This is a genomic window from Variovorax sp. BGA-UO-ETr-C22 (assembly GCF_059567965.1).
In genome coordinates this window covers 2749571-2773808 of sequence record NZ_JCAQPA010000011.1, presented here as the reverse complement: position 1 = coordinate 2773808, position 24238 = coordinate 2749571, and the positions used below count along the sequence as shown (strand labels likewise).

Below are 24238 nucleotides of genomic sequence, written 5' to 3'. Positions count from 1 at the left end.
AGGGCGCGGCCATGCTGTCGCTGCTTGCACTGAGTTGCCCCCAATGCTCGGCCCCGCTGCCGCGCGCGGCGCGCTGGCGCACCGTCAACTGCGGCTACTGCGGCGCGACCATCACGCGCGGCACCGAGACCGTCGAGCGCGAGAGCTTTCGCGCCGCCTGGCGCCGCGCCAACGCGGCACAGCTGTCGGACACCGGCCGGCTGCTGCAATGGCGCGGCGCGCACTACCGCGTGCTTGCGCCACTGGGCCACGGCGAGCACAGCGAGGTGCTGCTGGCCGAACGGCTCGGCGCCGTGCCCGAGCGTGTGACGATCAAGCTCGCGCGCGACGCGGCCGGCAACGCCGTGCTGGCGCGCGAGGCCGCCGTGCTGCAGGCGCTGCAAGCCCTGTCGGTGCCCGGCGCGGCCTACTTCACGCGGCGGCTGCCGCAGCCGCTGGGCCTGGGCGTGGCGCAAGGCCTGGGCGACGGCGAACGGCAGGCGCTGGTGCTGCGCCACCCGACCGGTTTCTGGGGCAGCCTGCAGGAGGTGCAGCAGGCCAATCCGCAAGGCATCGATGCGCGCCATGCTGTCTGGCTCTGGCGGCGCATGCTCGAGGTGCTGGCCTTCGTGCACGGCGTCGGCTGGACGCACCGCGCGCTCGCGCCCGCGCATGCGCTCGTGCATCCGCGCGACCACGGCGTGCTGCTCATCGGCTGGTCGCAGGCCAGGCAGGACGTGTCGGGCGGCGCCATCGGGCGCGACCTGATGGCGTCGGCGCGCAGCGTGCGCGCGCTGCTGTCCGACAGCGCCACCTCCGCGCCGCTGGCCGCCTTGCTGCGCGAGTGCAGCGACGACGCCGTGGCCTGCGAGCGCCTGGGCGCGCAGGGCATCGAGCAGGCGCTCTCGGTGGCCTCGCGCGAGGCCTTCGGGCCGCCGCGCTTCGTTCACTTCGACCCCGCGCCAGCCGGCTAGCCGCCAGCCTTTCACTTTTTCCCCACGAAGGAGCACGTCCATGGGTTACGGAAACTATTCGCACGCCGCCCACGCGGCCATCGTGGCCGACCGCGCCGCCAAGTCCGGCAGCGAGGTTTTCACGCAGACCGCCACGCACGCGCTCATGAACCCGCAGGGGCTCAAGGTGCGCGAGTCGCGCGACAACGCCGACCACCCGAACTCGCTGGGCATCGCCTTCGCGCTCGACGTCACCGGCTCGATGGGCGACATCCCGCAGACCCTGGCGCGGCGCGAGCTGCCGACCTTCATGAAGCTCCTGACGGACTGCGGCGTGGCCGACCCCCAGCTGCTGTTCATGGCCATCGGCGACGCCACCTCCGACCAGGCGCCGCTGCAGGTGGGCCAGTTCGAATCGACCGCCAACCTCATGGACCAGTGGCTCACCTGGAGCTACCTCGAAGGCGGCGGCGGGGGCAGCGGCGAAGAAAGCTACGAGCTGGCCTTCTACGTCATGGCGCAGCACACCGACATGGACTGCTGGGTCAAGCGCAAGAAGCGCGGCTACCTGTTCGTCACGGGCGACGAGCTGCCGTACCCGGCCGTGTCGCGCCACCAGGTCGAAGGGCTCATCGGCGAGAAGCTCGACGAGGACATTCCCATCGAGGAAGTCATCGCCGCCGCGGCCGAGACCACGCACCTGTTCTTTTTGATCCCCGACGCGCAACGCCGCCGCCGCTGCGAGCCGCGCTGGCGCGAGCTGCTGGGCGACCACGTGATCTGCATGGACTCGCCCGACGACGCCTGCGCCGTGGCCGCCGGCATCGTCGCGCTCACCGAGAAGGCCGTGCCCAGCCTCGACGCGTTGGCCGGCGTGATGGCCGCCACCGGCATGGCCAAGGAGCGCGTGGGCGGCGTGCTGCATGCGCTGGACGGCTACGCCGCGCTGCTCGATCCGACCGCACCGCGCCGTGCCACGCCCGCCGCAGGCAATGGGGCGCGCAGCTCGTGGTGGAAGCGACTCTTCGGCTGACGGCCTGCCGTTGACTTCGACGCGCTACGTCTCGCTGCTCGGCCTCGGTTTCGGCGACTGCGGCAAGGGCCGCTTCACCGACTTCCTGTGCGGCGCCTGGGGCGCGCACACCGTGGTGCGCTTCAACGGCGGCGCGCAGGCCGGCCACAACGTGGTGCTGGCCGACGGCCGCCACCACACCTTCTCGCAGTTCGGCGCCGGCAGCTTCCACGCCGGCGTGGCGACCGTGCTCGCCAGCCCGGTGGTGGTGCACCCGACGGCGTTGCGTGTCGAGGCCGAGGTGTTGCAGCGCGCGGGCGTGTCTGACGCTTTTGCGCGCCTGTTCATCGATGCGCGCTGCCGCGTGACCACGCCGTTCCACCAGGCTGCTGGCCGCCTGCGCGAATGGGCACGCGGCACCGCTGCGCACGGCAGCTGCGGCGTCGGCATGGGCGAGACCGTGCGGCAGGCGCTGGCCGCGCCTGAAATGACGCTGCACTACGGCGACCTGGTTCACCCCGCGCGCACGCTCGACAAACTCGAAGCCCTGCGCCTCGCGCTGCACCGCGAGTTCGCGAACGAGCAGCCTTCGTCGGCCGGTGCCGAGCAAGAGCTGGCCGTGCTCGCCGATGCCTCGCTCGCACAACGCTGGCTCGACGCCGTGCAGCCCAGCCTGCGCCAGTCGCCGCCCGCGAGCGCCGACACCATCGGCGAACGGCTCGCGCTTCAAGGCACCGTGCTGTTCGAAGGCGCGCAGGGCGTGCTGCTCGACGAAGGGCGCGGCTTTCATCCGCACACGACCTGGAGCACCGTCTCCACCGCCGCCGTCGAGGCGGTGCTGCGCGACGCGGGCATTGCCGCACCCGTGCAGCACCTGGGCGTGCTGCGCAGCCATCTCACGCGGCACGGCGCCGGCCCGCTGCCCACGCACGACCGCGCGCTCGATGCGCGGCTGGCCGAGCCGCACAACGCCGACGACGGCTGGCAGGGCGCGTTCCGTCGCGGCCACCCCGACGCGGTGCTGCTGCGCTACGCGCTCGCCGCCGCCGGGCCACTCGACGGGCTGCTCGCCAGCCACCTCGATGCGCTCACGCACGCGAACCTGCGTTGGTGCACCAGCTACCGCGATGCCGACGGGCACACGCTGTCATCGCTGCCGCTCGGCGATGCGACCGACCTGGACCACCAACACGCACTCACCCGCCTGCTGGAGGGCGCCCAACCTTTGTATGACCCGCAACCCGTCGCCCACGCACCCGAGTGGGTGCGGCGCGTGGAAGCCCTCAGCGGCCTGCCCGTGCGCTTCGGCGCGTTCGGTCCAGTGCGCGAGGCCGTCCGCGCGCGCGACCTGCTGCGCTGACCTGATGAGAAAGCCCGCGTGACCCCCAACCTCTTCCTGATCGCCGGTGCCGTGCTGAGCGCCATTGCCGCGCTCTTGCACATCTGCGTCATCTTCGGCGGCCCGTCCTGGTACCGCTTCTTCGGCGCAGGCGAGCGCATGGCCGCGAGCGCCGAGGCCGGCCACCTGTACCCCGTGGCCGTCACGCTGGTCATCGCCGGCATGCTGGGCGTGTGGGCCGCCTACGCGCTGGCGGGCGCCGGCGTGTTGCAGCCGCTGCCCTTGCAGGCGCTGGTGCTGCCCGCCATCACCGCCGTGTACCTGCTGCGCGGCCTTGTCGCCGTCGCGATGTGGCTGTTCGACCGGCGCCGCCTCAGTGCTTTCTGGGTGTGGAGCTCGCTCGTGTGCTTCGTGTACGGCGTGGTGCACCTCGTCGGGCTCGTGCGGGTCTGGGACACGCTCTGACGACCTGGCCGCCGCGGCACTCAAGCAGAATCAGAACCGAAAAGCTTCTCTCCGTTTTCCTTCCCCCACGACACACACCATGACCACTCCCGAAGACATCTACACCGAACCCCCCGCCGATCCCGACACGCTCGCCAACCTGGGCCCGCTGCGGCCGCTGGCCGGCATCTGGGAGGGCATGAAGGGCGTCGACGTCAAGCCGAAGAAAGACGGCCCGAAGACGCAGGTGTACGTCGAACACTACGAGCTGGAGCCCATCGACGCGCAGACCAACGGTCCGCAGCTGCTGTACGGCCTGCGCTACCACACCTACATCCACAAGCCCGGCCTCACCAAGATGTACCACGACCAGGTCGGCTACTGGCTGTGGGAGCCGGCCACCAGCACTGTGTTTCTCACGCTGGCCATTCCGCGCGGACAGGTGGCCATGGCCAGCGGCCACGTGAAGCCCGGCGACACCGAGTTCACGCTCAGCGCCGAGCACGGCAGCCTGGTGAACGGCATCGTGTCGAACCCGTTCCTCGAACGCGCCTTCACCACGCTGGCGTGGAACATCACGGTGAAGATCAACGCCGACGGCACCTGGTCGTACGACCAGGACACCGTGATGCAGATCCTGGGCCAGGCCGAGCCCTTCCACCACACCGACCGCAACACGCTCACGCGCGTCGGCGAGCCCGGGCTCAATCCGCTGGCGAAGATGGCCTGAGGCCCTTCAAGCGGCGGGCGGCTTCGGCGTGCGCAGGCGCCGCAGCCGCACGGTGAGCTCCTTCACCAGCTGAAGCTCCCCGCGCCGCTGCGCCACCTCCAGCGCCTGCGCGAACGAGGCTTCGGCCTTCGCGGCGTCGCCGAGCGCCAGCGCGAGCAGGCCCTGCAGCCGCCATGCGGCGGTGAACTCGGGGTCGAAGGCCAGCGCCTTTTCGACATGCATCAGCGCCGTGGGCGCGTCGTCGCGCCGGTGGTGCGCCAGCGCTAGGCTCATGCGCAGCAGGGCGCCGTCGCGGCCGGCGGCCAGCAGGCGTTCGAGCGCCTCGGGGGAGGGGCCGGGTGGGGTGGTGGCGGTGTTCATGGCATTCGTTCGACCTTCCTTGAGGGACTTTGAGCGCCGGCCGGCGGTGGTGTCAATATCAAAGAATAATCTTTGATATTTAAAAACGCAGGCGCCCCGATGAATCTCCCTACCTCCGTCTGGCTGTTCCAGTCTCTCCACGCGCTGGGCATGGCGCTGTGGCTGTCGATTGCCGTGCGCAACAACTGGCGCGGCTTCGCGGGCTCGGTGTTTGCGGTCGGGGGCACGATGTCGATGGCGCCGTTGCGCGTCGATCCGGCCATCGACACGCCCTTGCTGACGCGCGCCATCCGCTCGGTGGCGCTGCACCGCGCGGCGTTGTGCGTGGTGCTGGCATTGCAGTTGGCGGCGGCGCTGGCGTTCTGGGCCGGCAGCGCGATGCTGGTGCTCGGCGGCGACCTGGCGGCCGCCCGGCCGTGGCTCAACCTGGGGCTGGCCGGCTTTGCCGCCTTCCTGTTCGCCATGCACCTGGGAGGCCTGTGGTTCGGCTACTGGATACGGCAGGAGGGCCTGCAGCTCACGCACCTCGTGCTGCTCCTGTGGGTGCTGGCGGCGTTCTTCCTGTTCAACCTGTCATGGCACTGATGCCGCCTTCGTCCTACGCGCGCGGTGAGGCCGCGCCCACAGCCCGCGCGACGCGCTGCATCCACCATCGGTCCCCATGAACAGAGTGATTCTTGCGTTCCTGGGTGGGGTTGCCTGCGTTGCCGCCGTGGTGGCCATCGCGGAGCCCGTCAAAGTGCCCGTCGACAGCGACGACAAGGGCACGGCCTACATCGCGCCCAATGTGAACTCCACCGAAACCTCCGCCCGAACGAACGGCGCCACGGTCGGCGTGCAGCGCCCCGACGGCAGCGCTTTGGAAGCCGGCACCGACACGTCTGGCAAGCGGCCCACCTATTCGGTGGGTGCCAAGACCGGCGGCGACGTCTCCTTCTCGGGCGGCGCGCATTCGGACGGCAAGGCCAACACCGGCGTGAAGGCCGGCATCACCATCAAGTACTGATCGGTCAGACCATCGTCGCGTAGACGATGAAGCCCTCGTGCTTCGCGACCTTGTCGTAGAGCATCCGCCCCGCCGCATTGGTCGTGTGCGTCTGCCAGTACACGCGGTGTGCACCCGCGCGTCGCACCTGTTCGTACACGCCCTCGATCAACTGCCGGCCCACGCCCTGGCCGCGTTCGGACGATTGCGTGAACAGATCCTGCAGGTAGCAGTTGGGCTCGATGCGCGTCGTGCTGCGGTGGAACAGGTAGTGCACCAGCCCCACCAGCAGCCCCTCGCGCTCGGCCACCAGCGCATGCACCGGTTCGTACGGATCGAAGAAGCGCTGCCACGTGACCTGCGTGATCGCCTCGGGCAGGGCCGTGGGGCCCTCGCGGCCGTAGAAGGCGTTGTAGCCGTCCCAGAGCGGCTTCCAGGCGGCGAAGTCGTCGGGCGTGGGCGGGCGGATCAGGAGCGCGGGCGTGGTCATGAGGTCAGGGGGCCTTTCCATTGGGCACGGATGTGTTGCGCGCCGCGATGGCAGCGGCGGTGGTCGCGGCGTTGACAGGGCAGGCCGGCAACGCCACCGGCACTGCCGCGGGCATCGGTTCGGGCACCGGTCCCATCGATTTTTCGAGAAAGTCGAGCATCGCGCGCATCGCCGCGCTGTTGTGGCGGCGCTGCGAGTACGCGGCATACAGCCAGTGCTCGTGCGGCATGTGGTCGCGCAGCACCGGCACCAGCGCGCCGCGCTCCAGGTGCGACTGCGCCAGCGGCTCGGGCACGTAGGCCACGCCCACGCCGCGCAGCGCCAGCTCGATCAGCGCCACCGCGTCGTTGGCCTCCATGCGGCTGTGCACCGCCACGTCGTGCGGCTGGCCGTCGGTTTCAAAGGGCAGGTGCGTGGTGGGCATCGGCGAATAGCTCAGCACGTCGTGCCGGGCCATATCCTCGGGCACCTGCGGAATGCCGCGCTGCGCCCAGTAGGCGGGCGACGCGCACACCACCATGTCGAAGCGCACCAGCCGGCGCACGATCAGGTTCATGTCGTCGATGCGCCCGCCCGTCAGGTGGATGTCGATGCCTTCCTCGATCAGGTCGATGTCGTGGTTGGTGAAATTCAGGCTCACGTACACGTCGGGGTAGAGCTTGATGAACTCCGCGATCACGTCCGAAAGCCAGCCCGCGATGAGCCCGTGCGGCGCGCTCATGCGCAGGCGCCCGCGCGGGTGCGAGCCGTGCGCCTGCAGGTCGTTGAGCGTGTTCTCGGCCATCGTCACCAGCTCGGTGCTGCGTTCCAGCAGCACCTCGCCCGCGTCGGTGAGGCTCAGGGAGCGGGTCGAGCGGTTGAGCAGGCGCACGCCGCTGCGCGCTTCGAGCTCGGCCACATAGCGGCTGACCGTCGCCTTGGACATGCCCAGCGACAGGGCCGCGCGGGAGAAGCTGCGCCGGAACGCGACTTCGCGGAACGTTTTGATGAGATCGAGACCATCCATAGATCGGCGCATTGTTCCAGCATCGGGGGAGGGGGCACGGGTCGTAGGGGCATCCCGGTTTTGCGCTGCGAAGGGGGTGGGGGTGCGTGGCTATACTGCGGCCCGTTGCGCCTGAGGAGGCGCGGCCGGGCTTGGTCTCCCGAAACACCTCTGCGCCCACCTCTCGGAGGCCATGCATGGCGCTCGCTCCCTCGTTACCCGAATCCTCGGCGACTCTCTGCGCCGAATCGCTCGCCCTTCAGGCCTGCGACGACCTCGACAGCTTTCACACGGTGCGCCGCGCGTATGCGTGCATCGAGAAGCTCATCGTGCCGCAACACGTGAACGACACCGATGACGTGTACCCGACGCGCACCGAACTCGGCGCGCTCGTGCGGCTGGTCAATGAAGAGCTGCAGCGGCGCATCGAAACCGCCGAGGCCACGCTGCAGTCGCTGCGTGCTGCCGTCGGTGATGCCCAGCGGAGCTGACGGCTCAGGCGGGGCGCTCGCCGTTCTCCGCCGGTGGTTGCTGTTGTCGCTGTTGCAGCGTCGTCGAGATGCCGTAGAGCGCCAGCATGCCGAGCACGTGCCCGATGGCAACGCCCGGCTCCCCCGATTCGATCCGCGCGATCGTCTGGACGTGAACGCCCAGGCGCGCGGCAGCAGCGGCCTGGCCCTCGCCAGCGGTGGTGCGCGCCAGCTTGGCGGCAGCCCCGAACGCCTTGATCGCTTCGATCGCGTCGTCCCCAATGTCGGAAGAGATTCGTTTTCCTTTGGCCATGGGGTGATTGTGTCCGCTCCTGGCGAAGGTCGGTAGAGAGGCTTCCGCGCAGAGGGCGCACTGCGCGGCGCGCTTCGGCACAAAGGCTGTTGGCGACGTTCTCTCGATGAGCTGCGCGATTGTTCCTACTCTGTGTTTTACAGTCAGACATGCGACATCTTCTTGTGCCACTTGTTTTTGCGCTTTGTGCTGCGTGCTCCGTCCCAAAACAACCGTCGACGGCTTCCGCGTCTGCGAACGTTGCGGCCGACTTGCGAGAGGGAGCAGCTGCGTTCGCCTCGAAGCAATTGCTCTTGGGCAAATGGCGTCACATTGATCTGGTGAAGATCGTGAACGGGACGCGGCTTGTACCGCAGCCCAGCAACGGAGAAAGTTTTGCGGAGTTCGGACCAACTACATGGTCTTCAACCGGCCCAAACTTTCGATCTGCCGGGACCTACAGGTGGATTGACGATCAAACCATCGAAACGACCATCATTGAGTCGAATCTGGCAATTCAGCTTGGAATGGTTTCCAGGAAGCGCGTGGAATTTGATCAAGGGAAATTGCAGTTGATTGTTGAGCAGACAGCCGCTGAGCTAGCGAAGATCATGCCGCCGTCGGCTGGTACCAGTCAGCAGACCGACATCATTGTGATTACACGTTTCGCGCGAGCCGGTTCATAGCGACGGAACTTGGCTGGTCGAGGTGCAGTGCAGCTCGAACAGGTAGTACGTTCAGGGCCGCAATGTGGAGCCGCTTATGGCCCGATCGTTGTGAGCGCGTCCGACAGAAAGTCGACCAGAACCGGACGTGCAATCGCAGCCTCCAATCTCAAGTCTCTGCCGTATCCCCAGCCATGCACCTAGTCAGCCTGTCAGTACTTGCCCCCGAGGATGTTCACGCGATCTGGCGCCTGGCCGCATCGCCCGCTGTGGATGTTCAAGGCACCGCCGCCTGGTCGTTCGAAGGAAATGGCATTCGCACGCGCACGACGTTCCTCAAGGCGTTCCGCGAACTGAACCTGTCCGTCATCGAACTGCCGAATCTCCTGAAAACCGGCGAACGCGTGTGCGATCTCGCAGGCTATCTCGACCCGTTCTATGACATCTACGTCATCCGGGAATCGAACCATGAGCGCCTCGCGGAGTTCGCTGCTTCGTCCCGCAGGCCGGTCGTCAACGCGATGTCGAATGCCGGCCATCCGTGCGAAGTTCTTACGGACGCCTACTTCATCGAAACGACCATAGGTCCGATCCAGAAGGTGCGCATCTGCCTTTGGGGTCCGCCGACAAACGTGTTTCGTTCATGGCACGAGTTGGCCGGTGTGATGGGCCTTTCGCTGATGCATGTATGCCACGAGAGCTTCCACGAGATGGCCCCCAACGTAGCCTTTTCATCGGCTTCCCCAGAAGCAACAGACGTGGTCATCACCGATGGCTGGCCTCGAGGCACGGAGCAGTTGAGCCGTCCGCTGTCCGTTGAAGATCTGGCTCGGATGGGCAACCCCGTGCTGTTGCCGACGCCACCGTCCACTGTCGGTGGTGAACTTTCGGTGGACCCTCGTCGCTATCCGCACTTCGCCGGCTACGAGCAGAAGAAGCTCCTCTTGCCGGTGCAAAGAGCGGTGCTTCAATATCTGCTTGCAACCTGAATTGACCGGGGCCAGTCAGTCGAGTGCTGGACGGAATAGAGTCGAGAAAAGCTTGAACAGCCTATGAGCGAGGATTTCATCTCCATCAGCCGATCACTGGTCGAGGACGCATGGAAAAAACCCGAAAAATGGGAAGCGAACCTTGCCTCTGCGCAAGCGATGCTCTCGAAGGTTCTTGTTGAATCTCCCGACAATGTCCTTGCCCTGACGTGCCTGGGCGCCGTGCTTTCCGATCAAGGCAAGCACGAGGAGGCCGCATCCGCTCTGAAGCGCGCGGTCGAACTCGGCTCCACCGATCGGAACACTTTCTTCAACCTCGGCGTCGCAACGATGAACTTCGGCACGCGCGCGAAAGCGATGTCTGCATTCCGTGGGGCCGAAGAGCTCCAGGCTTCGCCACTGTCGTGGACGGCGTACTTTGATGCGCAGGCCCATTGAGCAGTGCATTGGAGCGGCCCGAAGTGGACGGTCGTGAACGCCACGGTACTGTCATGCCATGAATTCGACCGAAAACAACCGCGCGTTGACCGACTCTGAGCGCGTGCTCGCCCGGTGGATGCTGGAGAACGGCCTTCCCGAGGCTCGGGCATTTCTGGCGCAGCTGGAGGAGGCGGAAGTGACCCCGTGGCGGTGTCCCTGTGGCTGCGCAAGCATCAATCTGCAGATCAAGGGCCATCCCCCTGCGCCCCCGGGCGTGCACATCCTCGGAGACTTTCTCTGCGGTCCTGCGGACGCACCGGCAGGCGCCTTCATTTTCGAGAGCGGAGGTCTGCTCGGTGGGATCGAGGTCTATTCGTTGGCCACCGATGCGCCTTCGGAGCTGCCTCACCCTCCGCTGCGCCCGTTTGGCTAGGGAGATGAGGCCATTACCATTCGCAACGTACTTGCGCACACCGCGACTGCTCCGCTCAAAGCAACAGAACCGCACCCTCCAACCCCAAGCAAGGAGACCCGCATGAGAACGCTGAAAATCATGGAGCACATCTCGCTGGACGGCGTGATCCAGACCTCAGGCGAAGATGGTTTCCCCTATGTGGACTGGACCGCGCCTTACCGCAGCCCCGCCGGCCGGGATGAGGTGCTCGCCGCGCATGGCGGGCGTTTCGACCTGCTGCTCGGGCGTCGCACCTACGACATGTGGTCGGACTATTGGCCCAAGGCACCGAGCGGTGCGATGGCAGACGGCCTGAATGCAGCGACCAAGCATGTCGTGACCCACCGCCCCGAAAGCCTTTCGTGGGGCCCGTTCGAAAGCGTAGGGCCGGACATCGTCGAGGGCGTTCGCCGCATCAAGTCGCAGGCGGGCCCGAACCTGATCCTCTGGGGCAGTTCCACGCTGACATCGACGCTGCTCGCGCATGGCCTGGTGGATGACGTCGTGCTGCTCGTCTATCCGGTGCTGTTGGGCGCAGGAAAGCGCTTCTTCGCACAGGGCACTCCACCACGCGCCTTCGAGCTCGTCACCACGAAAGCAATGCCATCGGGCATCCTCCTCAGCGCCTACAGGGTCGTCGGCCCTTTGAAGGTCGGGTAGTCGAACCGCGAGCATCGCGAGCGAAATCACAAGGAACATCTTGATCCACCGCATCCGCACGGCCCTCGTGGCCTGCACCTTGGGCGCCGCGGCATTGGCCGTTTCCGCGCAGGTCAACATCGGCTTCATCGGCACGCTCTCTGGACCCGGACCCGGGGCCGCGCTCGGGCAGGAACAGTACGACGGCTTCATGCTGGCGGTCGAGCAACGCCAAGGCATGCTCGGCGGTGTTCCCGTGGCGGTCCTCAAGGAAGACGACCAGCAAAACCCCGAGCGCGGGGCGCAGCTGGTGCAGAGCCTGATCGAGAAGGACAAGGTGAGCTTCATCACCGGCGTGACCTTCTCCGACGTGATGATGGCCATGGCCAAGCCGATGGCCCGAGCGGGAATGTTGTTCGTCGGCTCGAATGCCGGCCCCGCACCGATCGCCGGCAAGCAGTGCAACACCAGGTTCGTCTTCGCCTCGTACCAGGACGAGTACCAGGCCGGGATCGTGGGACGCTACGCCGTCGACAAGGGCTACTGGAAGACGCTGTTCATCGCGCCCGACAACGCAGCGGGCAAAGACCAGCTGCGCGGCTTCAAGCGCTACTACTCGGGCGAGGTGGTGAGCGAAATCAACGTCAAGCCCGACCAGACCGACTACGCGGCAGCGCTGGCGCAGATCCAGCGCGTGGCGCCCGATGCGGTGGTGGCGTTCCTGCCGGGCGACATGGGCGTGAACTTCATCCAGCAGATGAACCGCTCGGGCCTGCTGAACAAGGTGCCCTTGCTGACGGTGGGCACGGTCGACGGCACGACGCTGCCGCTGCTCAAGGATGCAGCGCTTGGTGTGGTGGCCGGCGCGGTCTGGGGCCCCGACCTGCCGAGCCCGACGAGCAGGGCTTTCGTTGCTGCCTTCGAAAAGAGGCACGGGCGCATCCCCTCGCAGTACGCGGCGCAAGGTTTCGATGCGGCGCTCCTGATCGACAGTGCGCTGAAGGAGACGAAGGGCTCCGTCGCCGATCGCGGTGCCTTGCGCAACGCGCTCAACGAGGCCGACTTCTCGTCGGTGCGCAGTGGCTTCAAGTTTCTGCGCAACGGTTTCCCGGTGCAGGACGGGCACGTCTTCGTGGTCGCGAAGGACGCGCAGGGCCGCGTGTCGCTCAAGCGGGTCGCCACGCCGCTGGAGGCGAACCCGGATGGGTACTGGAACGAGTGTCGGTAGGCAGGGGCCGGCGGCATCTGGCCAAGACCCCGACGTTCGCAGCGCCTATGCTCGGCGTTCAAGAACAAACCCCGTCCCTCCCGGCCACTGCCGCGAGACCACAGCCTGACCATGCACCCGACCGGAACCCTGCGCGGCATCGCCGCGATGCTGTTGGCCTGCGCCTTCTTCGCCTGCATGGACGCGCTGCTCAAGACCTTGGCCGGCCACTACCCGCCGGTGCAGGTGATGGCGCTGCGCGGTCTCACGGCGCTGCCGCTGGTGTGCCTGTACATCGCCTGGCGGCGCGAGGCGGCCGGGGTTTTCAACCGCCGGCTGCGCTGGCGCCTGCACCTGCTGCGCACGGCGCTGAACATGACGATGCTGGTGCTCTTCGTCCACGGCCTGAAGACCCTGGGCCTGGCCGAGGCCTACACGCTCACGTTCATCGCGCCGTTGCTGATGGTGCTCATCGCCGTGCCGATGCTGGGCGAATCGGTGCAGCCGCGGCACTGGATCGCCATCGGGCTGGGCTTCGTCGGCGTGGTGGTCGCGCTGCGGCCCGAGCAGGGGGCCTTCCTCTCGACGGGTGCGCTGGCGATCCTGGTGGCCGCCGTCTGCTATGCGCTGTCGAACATGCTGGGCCGGCTCATCAGCCGCACCGAGCCGAGCGCCGCGCTGGTCTTCTGGACCACGGCGGGCATGGCCGTCGGCGGCAGCCTGTTCGCGGCGCCGCAATGGGTGCCGCTGCAGGCCGGGCACGCGTGGGCGCTGGCAGGCCTGGCCCTCAGCGGCTTCCTGGGCCAGCTGGCCATCGCCGAGGCCTTCCGCCACGGCCAGGCCGCGGCCATCGCGCCCTTCGAATACAGCGCGCTCGCGTGGGCGCTCGTGATGGACTGGGTGTTCTGGCAGGCCGCGCCCGATGCGTGGACGCTGGGCGGCGGGGCGCTGATCGTTGCGAGCGGACTGTGGCTGGCGCGCAGCGAGGCGCCGAGGTCGGTACAGAAAAAGCGGAAGGCTGCCTGAGCCGCTAGAGTCGGCCAGAAGCAGCCACGCGCACAAGACTTTCAATGCCTCGAACCACTTCCGAAATCGCTCACGACATCGCCAACTTCGAACCTCCGGAGGACGGCAGCTGGCGCCACCTGGACTCGCTTCTGGATGAACTCTGGCGGGCAGGCAGTCCGGAGCAAGCCATGCCCGAAATGCTGAGCGTCTTCGAGCGCTACCCCGAGGAAGACGGCTACGGGGTCATGTGGACCATCGTTCACGGATTGGAGAGCTTGCCCAACTACCAGCCAGAGCTTCTTCGCTCCCTCGCGCGGCAGCCCAGCGAACTCGGCATCACGATGATCGGGCGCATCCTGAACGCCGGCACGACGGAGATCGGCGGCGTTTCATTGCTGCAGACGCTGCACGATCTGGCGAACACGGCGGCTTCTTCCTACATCAGGGAAGAGGCGCTCCGTGTGGCGTCTCGACCGCGCTGAACGTCCGCCGCGAGGATTTCTTCCGAAGCGCTCATTCGCATCGTGCGCCGCGATGCTCCCAGGCTGCGCGGCTTAGCGATCCAAGCCCATGACCACAGACTCTCTTCCAATCACCCGGCCCGCCATCCTCTGCGTCGCATGCGCCGCCGCGGCGGGGTTCTTCTGGTGGGCGTTCCATGAGCGGTACTACAGGCACAGGGACTGCATCGAAGCATCCGCATCCAGCTGCATCACGCCCGACGGCGCCAATCTGATCGGCGGGAGCGCCGTCTGGTCCGTGGTCGCTGGCCTCTTCACGTGCCTCTCCATCTACTACTTGGGTGTCGTGCTTCGCCGTCGTCGGGCGAATGGCCGCTGATGGCCGGCTGAAGCGAGAGTTCAGGCCCCGCCGTCTTGTCGAGCCAATACGGGCGCCTCATGCCGCGAGGCCGGCTCCGGCTGGCCATCGAGCGTGGCCCGCGCCCTGGCAAAGCAATCCACGTCGGCCGGCAAGGCCACGCCGCTTTGGGCGGAGCGGGTCCAGATGTGGCTCGTGAGTTCGACCGCATTGGGGTCGTCATAGCAACCGCGCGAGATGGCGCGCACATCGGGCCAGCGCTCGAAGGTCAGGCCCATCGTCGTGCCGCACGAGGGGCAGAAATGAACGAAGACCTGCTTGTGGCTGCCGTCCGATCGGTGCGCGTACTGCCGCAGTTCGCCGTCGTTGAACTGCACGGCGTCCATCGGAAAAAGCGACTCGGCATAGAAAGACGTGCCGGTCATGCGCTGGCAGAACGTGCAATGGCACGCGAACGTGCGCAGCGGCGGCTGGGTCGTGCTGAATCGGACCTTGCCGCAGAGGCAACCCCCTTCAAGTACAGCTGGCATACGGCACCCGGAAAAAAGAGGGGATTCTGCCCCTCGATCGACGGCGTTCGATGCAGCTGCGCGAACCGCGCGCTCAGGCCAGCCCCAGCTCCTTGGCCTCGGCTTCGTAGCGGGGGTACGACGCCTTCATCGTCGCGCCGTTGAGGATCATCTCGGCCACGAGGGTGCGCGAGGGCATCTCGTAGACCTGGGTGCGCACCCACACGGACTCGGTGCGCGCGCTCTCGCTCAGCGCGACGATCTCGCGCTCCAGTTCGTAGTCCTGGTCGACGAAGAGCGGGCCCTTGATGAGGCGAATCTCCTGCCCGGCGAACAGGCCCACGGCCGGCTTGCGGCCATTCAGTTGCGCCTCGGCGCTGGTGGCGCCGAGCAGCACGCTGATCATCTCGGTCGGGATGATGGCCCGGCCCCACGGCGAGCGCTTGCCGCCTTCGGCCGTGTACCAGTCGCAGGGCTCGGTGATGACCTTGAGCTTGTCGGCGAGCGTGAAGGGGTAGTGGTCGCCCATGTGCTGGTCGAAGCCCATGCGGATCTTCTCGACGACCGCGCCGCGCTGGCCCACGCGCAGGTCGCGGTTGATGACCAGGCCCTGGGGCGGGCGCAGCTTCGCGATGCGCTGGGGCAGCTCGTGCGGGTGTTGGCCGGCATCGCCCACCGACGCAGTGCCGGTCAGCACCGGCGTGCCGTCGGCCTTCTCGGCGCGCAGGCGCACGAAGGTGGCGCCAGGCGCGGGTAGGTCGACAAAGGCGCGCACCGACTCGCCCTCGACCACCATGTTCTGATAGTGGGCACTGATGCAGCCGGTCTCGAACCAGGCCTGTCCGAACACATGGAACAGCAAGGGGTCGAACTGGCTGAAGTGCGTCGGCCCTTCGATCGGCCCGGCGCGCAGGCCCAGCGTTTCCGCCGTCGCGTCGTCGTGGATCGACTTGTGGTCGTCGTAGGTCTGGTCGGCCAGCATCTGGCGCGGCTGGCGCAGCGGGCCGCACAGGCCCAGGGCGGTGGTGGTGAAAGGCGAGGTCATGGGGGAGGGCTCCGTGTAGCCGGCGGCGGGCGCCAGTCGAGTTCGCGATGATGGCAAAGTCTCCGCGCCGCGCCTGTCGCCTAGGGAACGCCTGATGCAGCCGGCCACACGGTCACTGGCGGTCGGCGCACGGCAGATGCATCGGTCGTCCTTGCATGACGGTCCGGGTGGTCGCCTGCCTCATTGCGCCTCGACGCCCAGGTCGCGCATCCGCCGGGTGATGACGTTGAACTCCTCCTTGTACGACGCCGCGAACTGCTCGGGCGTGCTGTTCATCACCTCGAAGCCACGGCCCACGAACAGCTGGCTGACGTCGGGCGAGCCGACGATGGCGCGCACTTCGCGGGCCAGCTTGTCGACGATGGGCTGCGGCGTCTTCGCCGGTGCCAGCAGCCCGATCCAGACGTTGGTGTCGTAGAGCGGATCCTTGAAGCCCAGCTCGTTCATGGTCGGGACCTGCGGGAGCGTGGTGGAGCGCTGGCGCCCCAGCACGGCCAGTGGCACGACCTTGCCTGTTGGCACATGCTGCATCGCGCTGGGCACCGACGACAGGCCGAGGTCGATGGTGCCCGACAGCAGGTCGGTCACCACGGGCCCTTCGCCGCGTTGCGGCACATGCACCATGCCTGCATTCAGGCCGCGGTTGAGGCTCTCGCCGGCCAGATGGCCCAGCCCGCCCACGCCCCAGGACCCGTAGCTCAGCTTCGCGCCGCCCTTGGCCACCTTGGCCTTCAGGTCTTCGATGCTCTTGATGCCGGTGCCGGGGTGCGTGGAAATCAGCGCCGGGCTGCGCACCACCTGCGTGACGCCGACGAAGTCCTTCTGCGGGTCGTAGGCCAGGGTCTTGAACAGCGCCGTGTTGTTGATCTGCGAATCGGTGATGGTCATCAGCAGCGTGTAGCCGTCGGGCTTGGAGCGGCCGACTTCGCCGGCGCCGATGGCACCCGCCGCACCCGCCTTGTTGTCGACCACCACCGGCTGCCCCATCGATTTCGACAGGCGATCGCCCAGGGTGCGTGCCACGAAGTCGGTCGCGCCGCCGGCGGCGTAGGGCACGACGAGGCGGATCGGCCGCGAGGGGTAGCTCTCCTGCGCGGCGATGGGCAGCGCCAGCGTGATCGCTGCGCATGCGGCAGTCATTTGCTTGAACATGGTTGTCTCCAGTGGTGGGGTTGGGTTGTCTGCTTGTTGTTGGGGGCGTCAGAGATCGAGGACGAGCACGGCGCTGCGCGCGCGAGACACGCAGGGCAGGATGCAGGCGTGGCTGTCGCGCTCTTCGTCGCTGAGCACGAAGTCGCGGTGATCCGCCTCGCCCTCGAGCAGCGGCACCTCGCAGCTGCGGCACATGCCTTCGCGGCACGAGAAGGGAATGCTGACGTGGGCGCCTTCCAGTGCGTCGAGCAGGCTCTGCCGCGGTGCGACCTCGATCCTCTGGCCACTGCGATGCAGCACCACGGTGAAGGTGCCGGCCGGCGCTGCGGGCGTGGCGGGTTCCGGCGGTGCGAAGCGTTCGAAATGGGTGGCCGCCTTGTCGATGCCGACAACGCCTGCGGCCGCACCGACCGCGTTCATCAACCCTTCGGGGCCGCAGCAGTAGACGTGGGCGCCCGGGGCCGCACCGGCCAGCCAGCCCGCCAGGTCGGGTGGCGCGCCCGCCGCTTCCTGGTCCACGTGCAGCTGCACGCGGTCATGGTGGCGCGCCAGCGTCCACGCATAGGCGGCACGGGCCCGCGTGCGCACGCAGTACAACAGCTTCCAGGGCCTGGCGTTGGCCTCGCACCAGAGGATCATGCTCAGGATGGGCGTGATGCCGATGCCCCCGGCCACGAACAGATGCTCGGTGGCGGCCGGGTCGATGCCGAACAGGGCGCGCGGCGCGCCCACCTCGAGCACATCGCCCACGGCAAGGCGCTGGTGAACGAAGGCCGAGCCGCCGCGCGAAGCTGGCGCCAGGCCCACACCGAGCACGTAGCGGTGGCGCTCCAGCGGCGAGTTGGCCAGCGAGTACTGGCGGCGGATGTCGCCGGGCAGCAGCAGGTCCACATGGGCGCCCGAGGTGAAGGGCGGCAGCGCGGTGCCGTCCTGCGCACGCAATTCCAAGCCGAGCACATCCTGCGCCTCTTGCGTGAGGCGGGTGACGAGGAGCTTCATGGCTCAGGCCTTGACGGGTTCGGGCGCTGCTGTGGCGGCAGGGCGGGCCGCGGCTTCCTCGAGCGCTTCTTCTTCCAGCCGGCGCGAGACCATCCAGCGGAACTGGTTCAGCGCGGCGTCGATGCCGAAGGCCATCATCTTGAAGTCGGGCGCCAGCGCCAGGCTCCTTTGCTGCGCGGTGATGATGTCGCGGTCTTCGTCGAAGGCATCCACCACGGCCTGGTGGATCGAGTGCGTGACTTCGGGTTGGTCGATGGCGAAGTTGTGGGGATGCGCGAAGAAGTAGTGGGTGGAGTTTTCCGTCTCGGGCGTGATGGCCTGGCAACCGCGAAACTCGATCGCAGCTTCGCGGTTGCCTTCGGCGGCGCCCTGGCCGGTGGGCGCCATGCCGGAGTCCATCAGCAGGATGGCCGGGATGGTGAAGTTGTAGATGTTCCATCGATCGACCCTGCTGCCCCAGTCCTTGACCGCCTGGGCGAAAGGCGGCGGCTCGGTGTCGAGGGCCCACCGGGTGATGCGCACGCCGTTGTCGAGGCGTTCGACCTTGGGCTGGGCGGCGGCGTAGTCCGCACTGCCTCCCAGCGTGGTCGGGTGCACGAAGGGCAGGTGGGAGAAGTCCAGCAGGTTGTCGCAGATCAGCAGGTAGTTGACGTCGTAGTGGATGTAGCCGTCCAGGCTGCGCCAGTGCGGGTCGTCCAGCCAGGGCGTGTCGGGGATCAGCGTCGGGTCGGCCTTGTCGGGGGCGCCCATCCAGATCCAGATCCAGCGGTGGCGTTGCACCACCGGGAAGGTGCGCACCCTGGCCTGGATGGGAATGCGCTTCTGGGCCGGCGCCTCGATGCACTGGCCCGAGGCGTCGAACTTCAGGCCGTGGTACATGCAGCGCACGCAGTCGCCTTCTCGCCGTCCCACCGACAGGGGCGCGCCCCGGTGGCAGCAGCGGTCTTCCATGGCGACGATCTCGCCGTCGTCCTTGCGGTACATGAGAACGGGCACGCCGATGATGGTGCGGGCGAACAGGCCCTGCGGCGTGAGCTCGTTGTCCCAGGCAGCCACGTACCAGGTGTTTTTGATGAACATGGGGCGTCTCCTTTGTTGTTCGCCGCGTCCGAGTCACGGCATGGGGAGAGCGTAGGACGAGGGTTCTCATGTATCAATGTCATTTCAGTCATTCCTAGAATGTGCGGCATGCATGCGGAAAACCTCGACCTGAATTTGCTGGCGGTCTTCGACGCGATGTTTCGCGAGGCCAGTGTCACGAAGGCCGCGCAGGGCCTCGGGCTGACGCAGAGCGCGATGAGCCATGCGCTCAACCGGCTGCGTGCTTTCTTCGACGACCCCTTGTTCGTCAAGGTCGGCAGCCGCATGGAGCCGACGCGCAAGGCCGAGGGCATGCGTGCTGCGGTGGTGGAGGTGATGACCACCGTGCGCCAGCAGATCCTGGCGGGCGCCCGGTTCGAGCCCACGCTGGCGCGACGCACCTTCACCCTGTGCATGACCGACATGGGCGAACTGGTGTTCCTGCCGCCGCTGCTCGAGCGCTTCAAGAAGGAGGCGCCCGGATGCTCGCTGCGCACGCTGCAGGTGCCGCTCGAGCAGGTCGAAGGGCTGCTTGCGTCAGGCGAGGCCGACCTGGCGGTGGGGTCCATCCGTGCGGCGCCCGAGGGGCTGTTTCATCAGCGCCTGTTCCTGCACTCCTTCGTGACCATCGCCAGCGCGCGGAACAAGGACATCGGTGCCACCCTCACGCGCGAGCGCTTCGAGGCGATGCGGCACATCGTGGTCTCGCTCACCGGCCACTCGGCGGAGAGCTATGACAAGGTGCTGGAAGACCAGGGCATCCGCCGCACCGTGGCCGTGATGACGCCCCACTTCCTGATGGTTCCGCTCCTGATGGACCGGCACGCCGATCTGCTCGCGACGGTGCCGCGCGAACTGGCGGAGGTCTTCGCCCGCATGGGCACGGTGCGCATGTTCGAGCCGCCGGTGCCCGTGCCCCAGTTTCAACTCAACCAGCACTGGCATCCGCGCTTTCACCACGACCCGGCCGTGGTCTGGCTGCGCGACGTGATGAAACATACCTTCGAGCACTACCCGCGCATCACCACGCAGGCTAGTCCTCCGGCTAGGAAAAGTGCGCGAGCCAAGTCGCGTTGACGCGCCGGCCGGCATCGACTTTTCCTCTGCTGCGAACCTCAGCCCCCACCCGTTTCTTCGTGCACGCTTGTTCGAGCGGCCGCGCACTGTTACAAAGGGCGTCTCCATGCGCTCGCCCACCATTCTTTTCGTTTCGCTGCTCTGGCTTGTCGTGGCCGCTCCGGCCGCGCAGGCGGAGGTGGTGCGCTGCACCGACGCCGACGGCCGCATCGTCTACACCGACGGCGCCTGCCCGCCGGGCACGCGGCAGTCGCGGCAGCTGCGCATCGACGAGCCGCCGCCTGCGCCGCCGCGTGCCTCCAGCGAGGAAGCCGAGCCGCGCCGGCCGGACTACGCGGCACCGTCCGCCCCACCGCCGCAGCCCGCGCCCTCGGGGCCGGCCATCATTCCGCGCTACCCGGTGGGCGAGGCGCCCGCGGCCGACCCGGGGCCGACCTACATCTGGGGCGGCGATCCGTACTACGGCCCACCGCGACCGGGGTATCACCCCCGGCCGCCGCGTCCGCCGCGCGATCCGGGGCCGCCGCCCGGCCAGCGGCCGTGCAATCTCGCGGGCATCAAGCGCAGCAACTGCTGAGCGCGTTCGTCCTCTTTCCTCTGCTTCCTGCTTCTTCATGACCGTTGCCGCGCCCGAGCGCCTTCCCCCGTGGGTCGTCCATTGCGACGGCAGCGCCATGCCGAACCCCGGGCGCATGGGCGTCGGCGTCGTCATCACGCAGCCCGACGGCACCCGCCACACCTTCTCGCAGGCCACGCACACCACGGGCTGCAACAACGAGGCCGAGCTGCGGGCGCTCACGCTCGCGCTGCGCGAACTGCAGGCGCGCGGCGCCACGAGCGTGCAGGCCTTCAGCGACAACAGCACGCTGGTCGAACAGCTGAGCGACGCTGCCGACGTGCGGCCGATCGTGCGGATGGCGCCGCTGTTCGACGAGGCGCGCGCGCTGTTGCAGGGCTTCGACGAGGCGCGCGTGCAATGGATTCCGCGCCACCGCAACGGCGAGGCCGACGCGCTCGCGCGGGCCGCGCTGGGCTTCGGGCCGAAGCCGCCGCCCAAGGCCTGGAAGAAGCGGCGCTAGCAGCGCCCGCGAAGGGGCATGCGGCAGGTTCTATCATTCGGGTCGATTCAGACACCCGTTTCCCCATGACCGAAGAAGCCACCTCCAAGCCCACGCTGCCCGACCATCTCTCGACCGATCCGCGCAGCCCGCACCACATTCCCGCCGTGTTCGAGCACCCGATCGGCATCCGCTTCAACGGCAAGGACCGCCTGGACGTCGAGGAATACTGCATCAGCGAAGGCTGGATCAAGGTGCCCGCCGGCCGCACGCTGGACCGCAAGGGCTATCCGCTGCTGATCAAGCTCAAGGGCGCTGTCGAGGTGTACTACCGCGACTGACGGCCCGGGGGGGCACACGCCCCCACCGTTCCTGTTTTTTCTTTCAGCGCCACTGCAGCAGCAGCGACCACGGCTGCCGGCTCATGTGGCGATCGATGCAGGCGCTGCCGCTCGCCGCGCAGCCTTCAGGCAGGTAGCTCGGGTCCAGCAGCCGCGTGCCGGGCGCAAAGGCCAGGCGCCGCAAGGTGACCGACTGCAGCACGTTGCCACCCACGGCATCGAAGCCCGCACCGTCCACGCCCACCACCACATCGCAGTGCATCGGAAGCGGTGCGCCGCCCGTCGGGCGCCCAGTGAGCCACTCGCCGATCTTGCCGAAGCCGTCGAGAGCGGCACCGCGCGCGCCGCGTGCATGGCAGACCAGGTCGCCCGGGCGTGGCGGCGTGCGCATCAGGTCGCAGGCGCGCAAGGCTTGCGGGGTCGCGCGGCCCGCCGCTTCATCGATGCCGGCCTGCCACGCGGCGCCGGCGTAGTCGACGTGGGCCTCGGAAAGGACGAACTCGTCGGCGCCGAGCCCGGCCTCGCGCGCGACCCAGCTGATGAACGCGGCGGACCACGGCGTGTCGATCACCGCGACGCGCTGCAGGGCCACTTCGAGGGCGCGCTGGTCTGACGCGTCCAGCCCCTGGCCGGGGCCGACACCCAGGCCTTGCAGGCGCGCCGCGCTCGCCTGGTTCAGCGCGTCGGTCAACCGCGTGCGGTCGGCCGCGTGCGGGGCGCCGAAGCGCACGAGAGACGGCAGCCGGTCACTCGACGAATCGACCGCGCGCCAGTAGCGCAGCACGCGTTGCCATGGGGGCAGCGCGTCGATCGGATGGCGCGTGTCTTCTGCTTCCGAATAGCCAGACTCGGTGAGTCGGCCTTCGGCGTCCATCGTCTGGCTGCCGAAGGCAACGTGCTCTTGTCGGGCCAGCGTGGCCATCGCGAGGGCACGGGGTGGCGGCGGAATGTAGGAGGCCGTGGCAAGGCAGCCGGACGCTGCCGACGCGAAGGTGGGCGCCGCCGCGAACACCAGGGCCGCGCACAGCGTGCGCGCGGCGTGGCGCAGCGGTTGTGTGAGCGCGGAGGAGGGCGCGATGACGGGCGGTGGCGACATGTGAGGCGAGCATAGCGGGGCACTGCCCGTGGCAAGCAGAATGCGGGGTGCTCCCTGAAGCGCCGGACCGTCCGGTGCAGGCGCCCCACCGTGAAGCTCAAGACCATCCTGCTGCGAATCCTCGGCGTCATCGCCGGCCTCGTCGTCGTGGGCTATGCCGCGTTCCAGTGGAGCCCGTGGCCTTCGGTGCTGATGATTCGTTACGCCTTCGGCAAGGGCTCGGACGCTGCATCGCAGTCGCTGCAGAAGCACGTGCCGCCCGGTATCGCGGCGGTGCTCGACCAGCACTACGACGAGGCCGATCCGGATGCCTACCTCGACGTGTTCCGCCCGGCCTCGGCGGGCGCCCAGCCCTTGCCCACCATCGTGTGGGTGCACGGCGGCGCCTGGGTCTCGGGCCACCGGCGCGACGTGGCGAACTACGCGCGCGTGCTGGCGGGGCAGGGCTTCACTGTCGTGGCCGTCGGTTATTCGATCGCGCCCGACCAAGGCTATCCGGTGCCGGTGCGGCAGGTGAACACGGCGCTGGGTTATCTCGTGCGCGAGGCGGTGCGGCTGGGCGTGGACCCCGCGCGGCTCGTGCTGGCCGGCGACTCGGCGGGCGCGCACATCGCCGCGCAGGTTGCGAACGCGGTGGCCGTGCCCAGCTATGCGAAGGCCGTCGGCCTCACGCCCGTCATCGCGCGTGAGCAACTGCGCGGCATGCTGTTGCACTGCGGCGCCTACGACGCGGCGCAGGCCAAGCTCGACGGTGCCTTCGGCGGCTTCCTGCGGACTGTGTTCTGGTCGTACAGCGGCAGCAAGGATTTCCAGAGCGCACCGGCCTTCGAGACTGCATCGGTGCGCCGCTATGTGACCGAGGCTTTTCCTCCGTCGTTCATCACCGCGGGCAACGGCGATCCGCTCGAAGGGCAGTCGCGGTCGATGGCCGAAACATTGGCGGCCAAGGGCGTGCAGGTCGACAGCCTGTTCTTCCCCGCCGATCAAACGCCGGCGTTGCCGCACGAGTACCAGTTCAACCTCGACGATGCGCCGGGGCGGCTGGCGCTGGAGCGCTCGCTGCAGTTCTTGCGGCGCGTCACGGCGCCGTAGCTAGGTCAGCCCTGGGGCTTGCTCGGCAGGTCGCCTTCGCGCAGCTTGCGGCCGACCCACATCAGGCCGGTTTCATAGTCGGCGCTGCCGACCTGGACACCGCCGACGGTGCGCAATGCACCAGTGCCGTCATCGGTGGCCGGGCCTTCGCCCGTGAGGTCGCCGGGGACAAGCAGGCGGCCGTCTTTCAGGAAGTCGGCGATGCGCAACTGGCGCATGCCGCGGCCCCAATGCCAGTGCTGCTTGAGGTCGAAGGATTTCGGCGATGGCGCGGGTTTGGATTTCTTCACGGGATGTCGGGGAGGGGCTTGCGAAGGGTCGCGTCGGCGCGATCAAACGTACAAGTGAACGCACCATGAAAAAAGCCTGCTACCTTGTGGGTAGCAGGCTTTCCAGCGTTGCCGCGATGTTGGTTGGTGGGCCCTGAGTGACTCGAACACTCGACCTACGGATTAAGAGGCCGACACGTCAATCAGGCTCCAGGGCCCGTCGTTGCTTGCTACAGCGCCGCCATTGTCTCAAATTCGGTGTTGTCCCGCCGCGGCAGCC

The 24238-nt window shown here is 67.9% G+C and carries 32 protein-coding genes and 1 tRNA gene; 21 read left to right on the top strand and 12 right to left on the bottom strand.

The features are described 5' to 3' along the window. Positions 1-11: 11 nt before the first annotated feature. The 5 genes from AC57B8_RS33255 (at position 12) to AC57B8_RS33235 (ending at position 4457) form a co-directional block, all read left to right on the top strand. Complete coding sequence (locus tag AC57B8_RS33255) at positions 12-953, top strand: protein kinase family protein (RefSeq protein ID WP_496481988.1); 942 nt, start codon at positions 12-14, stop codon at positions 951-953. A gap of 40 nt (positions 954-993) precedes the next feature. Further along, the gene (locus tag AC57B8_RS33250; RefSeq protein ID WP_159274529.1) at positions 994-1965 is read left to right on the top strand and encodes a VWA domain-containing protein; all 972 of its coding nucleotides are present in this window, start codon (positions 994-996) and stop codon (positions 1963-1965) included. A 10-nt stretch (positions 1966-1975) separates the two neighbouring features. Beyond that, positions 1976-3304 (top strand): adenylosuccinate synthetase, encoded by a 1329-nt coding sequence (locus AC57B8_RS33245; RefSeq protein ID WP_496481987.1) that lies wholly within the window; start codon positions 1976-1978, stop codon positions 3302-3304. A gap of 18 nt (positions 3305-3322) precedes the next feature. Further along, positions 3323-3748 carry a hypothetical protein gene (locus AC57B8_RS33240; protein ID WP_496481986.1) on the top strand — a complete coding sequence of 142 codons (426 nt, stop codon included), beginning with the start codon at positions 3323-3325 and terminating at the stop codon, positions 3746-3748. A gap of 79 nt (positions 3749-3827) precedes the next feature. Beyond that, positions 3828-4457, top strand: coding sequence for an FABP family protein (locus AC57B8_RS33235; RefSeq protein ID WP_496481985.1), 630 nt, complete (start codon positions 3828-3830; stop codon positions 4455-4457). Positions 4458-4463: 6 nt separating this feature from the next. Here AC57B8_RS33235 and AC57B8_RS33230 read toward each other — a convergent pair whose 3' ends face one another. After that, complete coding sequence (locus AC57B8_RS33230) at positions 4464-4817, bottom strand: hypothetical protein (protein WP_139701942.1); 354 nt, start codon at positions 4815-4817, stop codon at positions 4464-4466. A gap of 99 nt (positions 4818-4916) precedes the next feature. Here AC57B8_RS33230 and AC57B8_RS33225 point away from each other — a divergent pair, with 99 nt between their 5' ends. Further along, on the top strand, positions 4917-5402 hold the full coding sequence (locus tag AC57B8_RS33225; RefSeq protein WP_496481984.1) for a DUF2165 family protein: 486 nt from the start codon (positions 4917-4919) through the stop codon (positions 5400-5402). Between the two features lie 76 nt (positions 5403-5478). Beyond that, positions 5479-5823: a hypothetical protein gene (locus tag AC57B8_RS33220; protein ID WP_496481983.1), complete on the top strand. Its 345-nt coding sequence runs from the start codon at positions 5479-5481 to the stop codon at positions 5821-5823. A 4-nt stretch (positions 5824-5827) separates the two neighbouring features. On the opposite strand, the gene AC57B8_RS33215 is transcribed toward AC57B8_RS33220, so the two are convergent. Continuing rightward, entirely contained in the window at positions 5828-6292 is a 465-nt protein-coding gene (locus AC57B8_RS33215) for a GNAT family N-acetyltransferase (protein WP_496481982.1), read from the bottom strand. A gap of 4 nt (positions 6293-6296) precedes the next feature. After that, on the bottom strand, positions 6297-7298 hold the full coding sequence (locus tag AC57B8_RS33210) for a LysR family transcriptional regulator (RefSeq protein ID WP_307584703.1): 1002 nt from the start codon (positions 7296-7298) through the stop codon (positions 6297-6299). 176 nt (positions 7299-7474) lie between these two features. Between AC57B8_RS33210 and AC57B8_RS33205 the strand changes: the two genes are divergently transcribed. Further along, complete coding sequence (locus tag AC57B8_RS33205; RefSeq protein WP_070061750.1) at positions 7475-7768, top strand: hypothetical protein; 294 nt, start codon at positions 7475-7477, stop codon at positions 7766-7768. A gap of 4 nt (positions 7769-7772) precedes the next feature. Here the strand turns inward: AC57B8_RS33205 and AC57B8_RS33200 are convergent, their stop codons facing one another. Next, positions 7773-8060: a helix-turn-helix domain-containing protein gene (locus AC57B8_RS33200; protein WP_492729136.1), complete on the bottom strand. Its 288-nt coding sequence runs from the start codon at positions 8058-8060 to the stop codon at positions 7773-7775. Positions 8061-8353: 293 nt separating this feature from the next. On the opposite strand from AC57B8_RS33200, the gene AC57B8_RS33195 reads away from it, so the two are divergent. From AC57B8_RS33195 to AC57B8_RS33160, 8 genes are all read left to right on the top strand, one after another. After that, positions 8354-8725 (top strand): hypothetical protein, encoded by a 372-nt coding sequence (locus tag AC57B8_RS33195; protein WP_493194176.1) that lies wholly within the window; start codon positions 8354-8356, stop codon positions 8723-8725. A gap of 173 nt (positions 8726-8898) precedes the next feature. Beyond that, positions 8899-9693 (top strand): ornithine carbamoyltransferase, encoded by a 795-nt coding sequence (locus AC57B8_RS33190; protein WP_496481981.1) that lies wholly within the window; start codon positions 8899-8901, stop codon positions 9691-9693. A 63-nt stretch (positions 9694-9756) separates the two neighbouring features. After that, positions 9757-10131 carry a tetratricopeptide repeat protein gene (locus AC57B8_RS33185; protein ID WP_496481980.1) on the top strand — a complete coding sequence of 125 codons (375 nt, stop codon included), beginning with the start codon at positions 9757-9759 and terminating at the stop codon, positions 10129-10131. 58 nt (positions 10132-10189) lie between these two features. Then, entirely contained in the window at positions 10190-10546 is a 357-nt protein-coding gene (locus AC57B8_RS33180; protein ID WP_496481979.1) for a hypothetical protein, read from the top strand. A gap of 102 nt (positions 10547-10648) precedes the next feature. Further along, on the top strand, positions 10649-11227 hold the full coding sequence (locus AC57B8_RS33175) for a dihydrofolate reductase family protein (RefSeq protein WP_496481978.1): 579 nt from the start codon (positions 10649-10651) through the stop codon (positions 11225-11227). Between the two features lie 40 nt (positions 11228-11267). Next, the gene (locus AC57B8_RS33170; RefSeq protein ID WP_496481977.1) at positions 11268-12434 is read left to right on the top strand and encodes an ABC transporter substrate-binding protein; all 1167 of its coding nucleotides are present in this window, start codon (positions 11268-11270) and stop codon (positions 12432-12434) included. A 111-nt stretch (positions 12435-12545) separates the two neighbouring features. Beyond that, positions 12546-13439: an EamA family transporter gene (locus AC57B8_RS33165; RefSeq protein ID WP_495265354.1), complete on the top strand. Its 894-nt coding sequence runs from the start codon at positions 12546-12548 to the stop codon at positions 13437-13439. 44 nt (positions 13440-13483) lie between these two features. Beyond that, positions 13484-13903: a hypothetical protein gene (locus AC57B8_RS33160; protein ID WP_307694490.1), complete on the top strand. Its 420-nt coding sequence runs from the start codon at positions 13484-13486 to the stop codon at positions 13901-13903. Positions 13904-14281: 378 nt separating this feature from the next. On the opposite strand, the gene AC57B8_RS33155 is transcribed toward AC57B8_RS33160, so the two are convergent. The 5 genes from AC57B8_RS33155 to AC57B8_RS33135 all read right to left on the bottom strand — a co-directional run bounded on the left by AC57B8_RS33155 (position 14282) and on the right by AC57B8_RS33135 (position 19025). Then, positions 14282-14770: a GFA family protein gene (locus AC57B8_RS33155; RefSeq protein ID WP_447742163.1), complete on the bottom strand. Its 489-nt coding sequence runs from the start codon at positions 14768-14770 to the stop codon at positions 14282-14284. 73 nt (positions 14771-14843) lie between these two features. Further along, a complete protein-coding gene (locus AC57B8_RS33150; protein ID WP_496481976.1) occupies positions 14844-15794 on the bottom strand; it encodes a hypothetical protein in 951 nt (316 codons plus the stop codon). A gap of 180 nt (positions 15795-15974) precedes the next feature. Further along, complete coding sequence (locus tag AC57B8_RS33145; RefSeq protein WP_496481975.1) at positions 15975-16946, bottom strand: Bug family tripartite tricarboxylate transporter substrate binding protein; 972 nt, start codon at positions 16944-16946, stop codon at positions 15975-15977. A 48-nt stretch (positions 16947-16994) separates the two neighbouring features. Continuing rightward, on the bottom strand, positions 16995-17945 hold the full coding sequence (locus AC57B8_RS33140; RefSeq protein WP_496481974.1) for a PDR/VanB family oxidoreductase: 951 nt from the start codon (positions 17943-17945) through the stop codon (positions 16995-16997). A 3-nt stretch (positions 17946-17948) separates the two neighbouring features. After that, positions 17949-19025 carry an aromatic ring-hydroxylating dioxygenase subunit alpha gene (locus tag AC57B8_RS33135; protein ID WP_496481973.1) on the bottom strand — a complete coding sequence of 359 codons (1077 nt, stop codon included), beginning with the start codon at positions 19023-19025 and terminating at the stop codon, positions 17949-17951. 108 nt (positions 19026-19133) lie between these two features. On the opposite strand from AC57B8_RS33135, the gene AC57B8_RS33130 reads away from it, so the two are divergent. The 4 genes from AC57B8_RS33130 to AC57B8_RS33115 all read left to right on the top strand — a co-directional run bounded on the left by AC57B8_RS33130 (position 19134) and on the right by AC57B8_RS33115 (position 21501). Next, a complete protein-coding gene (locus AC57B8_RS33130) occupies positions 19134-20102 on the top strand; it encodes a LysR family transcriptional regulator (protein ID WP_496481972.1) in 969 nt (322 codons plus the stop codon). A gap of 106 nt (positions 20103-20208) precedes the next feature. Continuing rightward, a complete protein-coding gene (locus AC57B8_RS33125; protein ID WP_496481971.1) occupies positions 20209-20679 on the top strand; it encodes a DUF4124 domain-containing protein in 471 nt (156 codons plus the stop codon). Positions 20680-20716: 37 nt separating this feature from the next. Next, positions 20717-21181 carry a ribonuclease HI family protein gene (locus AC57B8_RS33120; RefSeq protein ID WP_496481970.1) on the top strand — a complete coding sequence of 155 codons (465 nt, stop codon included), beginning with the start codon at positions 20717-20719 and terminating at the stop codon, positions 21179-21181. Between the two features lie 65 nt (positions 21182-21246). Continuing rightward, positions 21247-21501 (top strand): DUF3297 family protein, encoded by a 255-nt coding sequence (locus AC57B8_RS33115; RefSeq protein WP_062468964.1) that lies wholly within the window; start codon positions 21247-21249, stop codon positions 21499-21501. Between the two features lie 43 nt (positions 21502-21544). On the opposite strand, the gene AC57B8_RS33110 is transcribed toward AC57B8_RS33115, so the two are convergent. Continuing rightward, positions 21545-22597, bottom strand: a complete 1053-nt coding sequence (locus AC57B8_RS33110; protein WP_496481969.1) for a DUF2272 domain-containing protein — start codon at positions 22595-22597, stop codon at positions 21545-21547. Between the two features lie 90 nt (positions 22598-22687). Between AC57B8_RS33110 and AC57B8_RS33105 the strand changes: the two genes are divergently transcribed. Next, positions 22688-23689, top strand: a complete 1002-nt coding sequence (locus tag AC57B8_RS33105; protein WP_496481968.1) for an alpha/beta hydrolase — start codon at positions 22688-22690, stop codon at positions 23687-23689. Between the two features lie 5 nt (positions 23690-23694). Here AC57B8_RS33105 and AC57B8_RS33100 read toward each other — a convergent pair whose 3' ends face one another. After that, positions 23695-23979, bottom strand: a complete 285-nt coding sequence (locus tag AC57B8_RS33100) for a hypothetical protein (RefSeq protein ID WP_062468955.1) — start codon at positions 23977-23979, stop codon at positions 23695-23697. A gap of 124 nt (positions 23980-24103) precedes the next feature. Next, a tRNA-OTHER gene (locus tag AC57B8_RS33095) sits at positions 24104-24177 on the bottom strand. Positions 24178-24238: the final 61 nt, after the last annotated feature.

Bases quoted from the DNA above. Each gene is read 5' to 3' on its own strand.
- AC57B8_RS33200 (WP_492729136.1), bottom strand. From the start codon at position 8,060: ATGGCCAAAGGAAAACGAATCTCTTCCGACATTGGGGACGACGCGATC.
- AC57B8_RS33215 (WP_496481982.1), bottom strand. From the start codon at position 6,292: ATGACCACGCCCGCGCTCCTGATCCGCCCGCCCACGCCCGACGACTTC.
- AC57B8_RS33235 (WP_496481985.1), top strand. From the start codon at position 3,828: ATGACCACTCCCGAAGACATCTACACCGAACCCCCCGCCGATCCCGAC.
- AC57B8_RS33145 (WP_496481975.1), bottom strand. From the start codon at position 16,946: ATGTTCAAGCAAATGACTGCCGCATGCGCAGCGATCACGCTGGCGCTG.
- AC57B8_RS33250 (WP_159274529.1), top strand. From the start codon at position 994: ATGGGTTACGGAAACTATTCGCACGCCGCCCACGCGGCCATCGTGGCC.
- AC57B8_RS33155 (WP_447742163.1), bottom strand. From the start codon at position 14,770: ATGCCAGCTGTACTTGAAGGGGGTTGCCTCTGCGGCAAGGTCCGATTC.
- AC57B8_RS33140 (WP_496481974.1), bottom strand. From the start codon at position 17,945: ATGAAGCTCCTCGTCACCCGCCTCACGCAAGAGGCGCAGGATGTGCTC.
- AC57B8_RS33255 (WP_496481988.1), top strand. From the start codon at position 12: ATGCTGTCGCTGCTTGCACTGAGTTGCCCCCAATGCTCGGCCCCGCTG.
- AC57B8_RS33135 (WP_496481973.1), bottom strand. From the start codon at position 19,025: ATGTTCATCAAAAACACCTGGTACGTGGCTGCCTGGGACAACGAGCTC.
- AC57B8_RS33120 (WP_496481970.1), top strand. From the start codon at position 20,717: ATGACCGTTGCCGCGCCCGAGCGCCTTCCCCCGTGGGTCGTCCATTGC.
- AC57B8_RS33175 (WP_496481978.1), top strand. From the start codon at position 10,649: ATGAGAACGCTGAAAATCATGGAGCACATCTCGCTGGACGGCGTGATC.
- AC57B8_RS33225 (WP_496481984.1), top strand. From the start codon at position 4,917: ATGAATCTCCCTACCTCCGTCTGGCTGTTCCAGTCTCTCCACGCGCTG.
- AC57B8_RS33165 (WP_495265354.1), top strand. From the start codon at position 12,546: ATGCACCCGACCGGAACCCTGCGCGGCATCGCCGCGATGCTGTTGGCC.
- AC57B8_RS33130 (WP_496481972.1), top strand. From the start codon at position 19,134: ATGCATGCGGAAAACCTCGACCTGAATTTGCTGGCGGTCTTCGACGCG.
- AC57B8_RS33115 (WP_062468964.1), top strand. From the start codon at position 21,247: ATGACCGAAGAAGCCACCTCCAAGCCCACGCTGCCCGACCATCTCTCG.
- AC57B8_RS33185 (WP_496481980.1), top strand. From the start codon at position 9,757: ATGAGCGAGGATTTCATCTCCATCAGCCGATCACTGGTCGAGGACGCA.
- AC57B8_RS33210 (WP_307584703.1), bottom strand. From the start codon at position 7,298: ATGGATGGTCTCGATCTCATCAAAACGTTCCGCGAAGTCGCGTTCCGG.
- AC57B8_RS33110 (WP_496481969.1), bottom strand. From the start codon at position 22,597: ATGTCGCCACCGCCCGTCATCGCGCCCTCCTCCGCGCTCACACAACCG.
- AC57B8_RS33125 (WP_496481971.1), top strand. From the start codon at position 20,209: ATGCGCTCGCCCACCATTCTTTTCGTTTCGCTGCTCTGGCTTGTCGTG.
- AC57B8_RS33205 (WP_070061750.1), top strand. From the start codon at position 7,475: ATGGCGCTCGCTCCCTCGTTACCCGAATCCTCGGCGACTCTCTGCGCC.
- AC57B8_RS33190 (WP_496481981.1), top strand. From the start codon at position 8,899: ATGCACCTAGTCAGCCTGTCAGTACTTGCCCCCGAGGATGTTCACGCG.
- AC57B8_RS33230 (WP_139701942.1), bottom strand. From the start codon at position 4,817: ATGAACACCGCCACCACCCCACCCGGCCCCTCCCCCGAGGCGCTCGAA.
- AC57B8_RS33220 (WP_496481983.1), top strand. From the start codon at position 5,479: ATGAACAGAGTGATTCTTGCGTTCCTGGGTGGGGTTGCCTGCGTTGCC.
- AC57B8_RS33160 (WP_307694490.1), top strand. From the start codon at position 13,484: ATGCCTCGAACCACTTCCGAAATCGCTCACGACATCGCCAACTTCGAA.
- AC57B8_RS33150 (WP_496481976.1), bottom strand. From the start codon at position 15,794: ATGACCTCGCCTTTCACCACCACCGCCCTGGGCCTGTGCGGCCCGCTG.
- AC57B8_RS33180 (WP_496481979.1), top strand. From the start codon at position 10,190: ATGAATTCGACCGAAAACAACCGCGCGTTGACCGACTCTGAGCGCGTG.